The organism is Mangrovimonas sp. sgz306409 (genome assembly GCF_059735265.1).
This window is the reverse complement of the sequence record NZ_JCAPEU010000025.1, coordinates 1-5,099: the sequence shown is the minus strand read 5'-3', so window position 1 is coordinate 5,099 and position 5,099 is coordinate 1. Positions and strand designations below refer to the sequence as shown.

Genomic DNA, 5,099 nt, shown 5'->3' with positions numbered 1-5,099 from the left:
ACGCAACGAAACTATACACAAACCGTTGCCATTAATTTAAAAAAATGAACAAACCTATAATAATTGCGCTTCTGGCTTTATTAAATTTGAGTTGCACAGACATCAATCAAACGGAGAATAAGATTGCAGAAATAGAAAATTTACGTGCGGAAAATGATAGCCTGAAAAAAATTGTATCGGAATTAAATAACAAATATGTTTTTGACAGCATTTTTGTAAAAACCATAAATGACCCAGACAACTCAAAAAAACGGAACTCTGACTATAAAATGGATATAATGATTGTCGCTTATAATTCGGACAAAAGTTATCTAGTGGCATATGACGAAGAAAATGAGAATAAAATCAATCTCGACACTCTAAAACATAGGAAAGGAACATATAATTACGAAACCAAATTGACTGACGACCTAAAGGAAGTTTTCATTGACCTCCATATCGAAAATGATTATGGACAGAAATTAATGGGAACAATAAGAGACCGTATAAAAATAAAAAACTAATGGCAACACAGTGTATAATTCATTGCTTCCGATTTTCCTCACGGAAAATCCTCGCAACTTTATTATCTTAGTTTCTTAACACGAAAATCCTGCGGATTTTCACGCAACGAAACTATACACAAACCGTTGTGCTTAATTAGACCAAACTGTATTTAAACGAAGAACATATAATCAATTTAAAACGGATTTACGAATCTGAAAATGAATCGTTGCATAAAACTGACTTTGTTGACGAAGAAGGGAATTCGCATCCAAATTATGAGCGAGTTATATCAGAACTTGTAGCAATGGATTATATCGAAACGGAAAATGATGAAAATGTATTTTTCTTGACAACTTCTGGTTATGATTACGTTGAGGAATTGAATGGACAAAAGAAAAGAATAATACCTGAGAGAAGAGCAATCCAGTCTGAAAACCTGACTGAAATAATTCATCAGTTTGGAATTAAAAAGTTTAAAAAGTACATCTTTATATGGTTAATATCATTTGGGATTTTTGTAGCAGTTTACAAGTACTTTTTTCCAAATTCTTTTCAAACTAAAAAATCCGAAATTGAAGTAATATTAACGGACGAAATGGTTAACGACATAAAGGAACAAACACAACAAAAAATAGACTCGATTAAAAAAATAAATAACTAAGCACAACACAGTGTATAATTCATTGCTTCTGATTTTCCTCTCGGAAAATCCTCGCAACTTTGCTATCTTAGTTTCTTAACACGAAAATCCTGCGGATTTTCACGCAACGAAACTATACACAAACCGTTGGCAACCATTTGAATGAAAAATCGAAATTTCGCATATTTATTAATTCCAATCTTAATTATAAGCTGCTCAACTTACAAAAACACTTTAGTTTCGGACGGAAATAAAAATCAAGCAATAAAAAATACTATTATTGATTTCAGCAACACAAGTAAACTTTATAAAAAACATAAAGTATTCGAAGTTGAATTCATAGACACGATTTACCGAAAAGAACTTGAAAAAATTGATAACAAAAACTACCGTTGGATAGATGGAAAAGCTTACGAAGGAATATTTGCTATCAACATTTCTGCAATGACAAACGAATTCACCTATTTACTTTCGGATAGCTTACAAAACACAAAAAATTATTTACCGACAAGATACATTGAACAAAATGGAAAATTGTTTTTTTGGAATGACGAGAATTATGAACTTAACGAGGAAACAATAGAAATTTTGAAAAAATATAACGTTGTTAAGGAAGACTATCTTAATCCAAATTTCGAGGTTGTCGAAACCCTAAAATCTGTAGACTATTTCATTTGTCGTTCCGATTTTAAAAAATATAAAAAAGTAACAACTAGCAAAGCAGTCGGATATTTTGAAGCTCCTGAAGTTAATTGCGAATAAAAAACGGTTGCCAACACAGTGTATAATTCATTGCTTCTGATTTTCCTCACGGAAAATCCTCGCAACTTTACTATCTTAGTTTCTTAAACCTGAAAATCCTGCGGATTTTCACGCAACGAAACTATACACAAACCGTTGCCAACAATTTGAAGAAAATCAAGAACATATTTAAAATTTTATTATTTCTATTATCATTTCAGGCTTTTTCACAAAAGTTCGAAATGAAAATCGACTCTATTCTAAATCTTGAAATTGCTGAATTAAAAACAAGCGGAATAAAAGAAATTGGATACACAAAATTGACCTGCATAAATTATGGAGTTTCCTCAACTGCATATTTGCTGTGGAAAAAAGAAAATTCAACATTTATTCAAAAATTTAAAAACTCTGAATACGATAATAAATCGTTGCAGAAATTCAAACCAATTAAACTTACCGACTCAACTTTTTTCAGTTTTTATAAAAAAAACAAAGAGAAATTAAATATTGAGAACGTTGAACATTTTGAATACAAACCAGACTCAATTGTCGGAAATAAAACTTACTCAAGCAGAATAACAATTTCTCATTCTTGCTTTAGACATTTTGTAATAAAATCGGACAATGAAAATTTTGATAAGCAATTTGACTATTTTGATTTACAAGAGTTTGACCAAGAAAAAGTATATGCTTCCAAACGCAAATACACAATAGAGGAAATTAAGAAATGGGAAGAAAGAGGCTGGGAAGGAATGGAATACGAAATAATTCACGAAAATTATCCTGAACGAAATTTAAACTTTGAGTTTAATAAAGAATCAAGGATTGTGGAATGGGACAAAATTATGACTGAATTTATTAAAGAATTAGAATCGGAAAATAAATTTGAATTAATAGAAACGGAATAAAAAACTGTTGGCAACAACGTATATAATCCATTGCTGGTACAAGCCTACTTACGAAAATCCTCGCGGATTTTCTATTCGGTTTTTATTTGCTAACTTTCGTGCTAACACACGCAACGTATCATATACAAAACCGTTGGCAGAAATTTAGGTTAACATTATGCAAACAATAAAGTTTATAATAATTTCATTATCCCTGTTTCTTTTTATTTCTTGTGATAAAGATGATGACCAAGTCAGAGAGGAATTACCAGGAGTCCCTACGACGATTTCAGGTAATATTAAAGACTACCATAGAAATTTAAATGTTGCTGATTTTGAAATAAAACTATTAAAATATTGGTCATGTCCTGGAGGAGGAATAGGTCCAAATTACTGCACAAAAGAAATTTCAACCACTTATTCAGACTTAAACGGTAATTATCAATTAAATTTTGATTACAATTTAAGAAGTGATGAAAGATATCGTCTAGAATTTAATGAAACAGAAACTAACACCTATTATTCTGAATTGGTATCAAATTCTGGAGAATTTTATAGAGATTATGATACCTCAAACTTAATTGAAGGAGAAAATAATGTTTTAAATTTAAATGCTTGGGTACCAATTAAATTAAAATTCAATCTTACTGTTTTAAATAATCACACACCACCTTTAATTACTGGAATAGAATATAATGACAACTTTGATTTTGGAACTGAATTTACCTATGACAATTTCAAAATATTTGAAAAAAAAACCAGACCAAATTCTGAAATAAACATCAAATTTTGGTATATAGAAAATTATAATTCAAATAATCCAATTTGGCACTTTGCCCCGACTATTACATATCAAACTGACCAAAATGAATTAACAGAATTAGATTTTGAAATTGACTGTAATGATTTTTAAAAAAACTTCTGCCAACACAGTGTATAATTCATTGCTTCTGATTTCCTCACGGAAAATCCTCGCAACTTTACTATCTTAGTTTCTTAACACGAAAATCCTAGCGGATTTTCACGCAACGAAACTATACACCAACCGTTAGCGGTCAGCTAGAGAAACATCCCCAGAAAATTGAAACGATGAATATAAAAAAGTTAGATAAAGCGGATTATAAAAAGCTACAAGATTCAGATAATGATTTGGAAATTAACCAAAATCATGTGATTCTTAGATTCATTGATTTCGATTTTAATCCTGATGAAATTACCGAAAAACTTGGATTGATTCCTCTCTCAATTGCACGGAAAGGAGAAGATTACTTTGTTGGGAAAAGCAAGGTGAAAAAAACTTGGGAATATAATCATTGGGATTACGAATTAAATACAAAGACCAATGATTTCATTGGCGAAACAATAAGTGAATTCTTTGAAACTATTATTAAACCAAGACTTGATTTGATAAAAGAAATTAGCAGTAATAGTGGGATAACGCGATTGATAATCGTTCAATATTATTATTCAGGCTGTAATCCTGGATTTGCATTTGAAAAGGAGCAAGTAAAAATTTTAGCGAATATAGACGCTGAGATTGATATGGATATTTATTGTTTGAGTGAAGACTAAAGATTTATAAGTTACAAAAGAATAAAATGAGAGATACCATAGATGTTGTCATTAATAGTGAACTAACTTCTGCCTTTGCAGAAATGGCTTCAAATAGTAAAAGTTCAATTGACCCAATATATCATGTTGTTATTACTGTGATTGGAATGTTGCTAGTTGCGATTATAACAATATTATCTCAGCACTTGATTACTAAGAAAACAATACGAGCTGATTTTGAAAAAATCAATTCTCAAATTAAATCAGACGTTGAAAAGATTAGACTACAGGTTAAAAGTGATTTTCAAATGAAAATTAAATTTGAATGGATTTCAAACCTTAGGTTAATAATATCAGAACTTATTACGACTACTGACCCTGACTATAATAATTCGATTGACCAAAAGAAAATGTTGTTTTTAATAAATCAGGCTCAGATAATGTTGAATATTAATAATAAAGATGAAAATGAACTTGCTTGCATGTTAACAGAACTTGGTCATGTAGCGGATTATGACAAACTTGAAAAAGAAGACGCAAATATTCGTATTTTGAATGTGCAAACACGAATTACAGAACAGACGAGACTAATATTGCGAGAAAAAGAAGAAGAGAAAATAACTTAATATAAAAGCCGAACCGCTAACAATAAATATAGGTCATTTGGCGGAAAGTGATAAAATAGAAATGAGTACAATTCATAAAATATATAGCGGTTTGATAGGTCGGAGCTTTAAAACGCCAAACGCCCCATATTCGAGCCGTTGTACCAAATTAAAAAAACAAGTTAATGA

7 protein-coding genes are annotated in these 5,099 nt (G+C 30.3%); all 7 read left to right on the top strand.

Features of this window, described 5'->3' with window-relative positions:
- The first annotated feature begins 86 nt into the window (after positions 1-86).
- The 7 genes from AC6I5C_RS17675 (at position 87) to AC6I5C_RS17645 (ending at position 4,931) form a co-directional block, all read left to right on the top strand.
- Positions 87-503, top strand: a complete 417-nt coding sequence (locus AC6I5C_RS17675) for a hypothetical protein (protein ID WP_497906328.1) — start codon at positions 87-89, stop codon at positions 501-503.
- Positions 504-712: 209 nt separating this feature from the next.
- Positions 713-1,147 carry a hypothetical protein gene (locus AC6I5C_RS17670; protein ID WP_497906327.1) on the top strand — a complete coding sequence of 145 codons (435 nt, stop codon included), beginning with the start codon at positions 713-715 and terminating at the stop codon, positions 1,145-1,147.
- A 141-nt stretch (positions 1,148-1,288) separates the two neighbouring features.
- Positions 1,289-1,888 (top strand): hypothetical protein, encoded by a 600-nt coding sequence (locus AC6I5C_RS17665; RefSeq protein ID WP_497906326.1) that lies wholly within the window; start codon positions 1,289-1,291, stop codon positions 1,886-1,888.
- 221 nt (positions 1,889-2,109) lie between these two features.
- Complete coding sequence (locus tag AC6I5C_RS17660) at positions 2,110-2,775, top strand: hypothetical protein (protein ID WP_497906325.1); 666 nt, start codon at positions 2,110-2,112, stop codon at positions 2,773-2,775.
- Positions 2,776-2,932: 157 nt separating this feature from the next.
- Positions 2,933-3,667 (top strand): hypothetical protein, encoded by a 735-nt coding sequence (locus AC6I5C_RS17655; RefSeq protein WP_497906324.1) that lies wholly within the window; start codon positions 2,933-2,935, stop codon positions 3,665-3,667.
- Positions 3,668-3,843: 176 nt separating this feature from the next.
- Positions 3,844-4,326 carry a DUF4279 domain-containing protein gene (locus AC6I5C_RS17650; protein ID WP_497906323.1) on the top strand — a complete coding sequence of 161 codons (483 nt, stop codon included), beginning with the start codon at positions 3,844-3,846 and terminating at the stop codon, positions 4,324-4,326.
- 26 nt (positions 4,327-4,352) lie between these two features.
- Positions 4,353-4,931 (top strand): hypothetical protein, encoded by a 579-nt coding sequence (locus AC6I5C_RS17645; RefSeq protein ID WP_497906322.1) that lies wholly within the window; start codon positions 4,353-4,355, stop codon positions 4,929-4,931.
- Positions 4,932-5,099: the final 168 nt, after the last annotated feature.

Bases quoted from the DNA above. Each gene is read 5' to 3' on its own strand.
- AC6I5C_RS17665 (WP_497906326.1), top strand. From the start codon at position 1,289: ATGAAAAATCGAAATTTCGCATATTTATTAATTCCAATCTTAATTATA.
- AC6I5C_RS17660 (WP_497906325.1), top strand. From the start codon at position 2,110: ATGAAAATCGACTCTATTCTAAATCTTGAAATTGCTGAATTAAAAACA.
- AC6I5C_RS17655 (WP_497906324.1), top strand. From the start codon at position 2,933: ATGCAAACAATAAAGTTTATAATAATTTCATTATCCCTGTTTCTTTTT.
- AC6I5C_RS17650 (WP_497906323.1), top strand. From the start codon at position 3,844: ATGAATATAAAAAAGTTAGATAAAGCGGATTATAAAAAGCTACAAGAT.
- AC6I5C_RS17645 (WP_497906322.1), top strand. From the start codon at position 4,353: ATGAGAGATACCATAGATGTTGTCATTAATAGTGAACTAACTTCTGCC.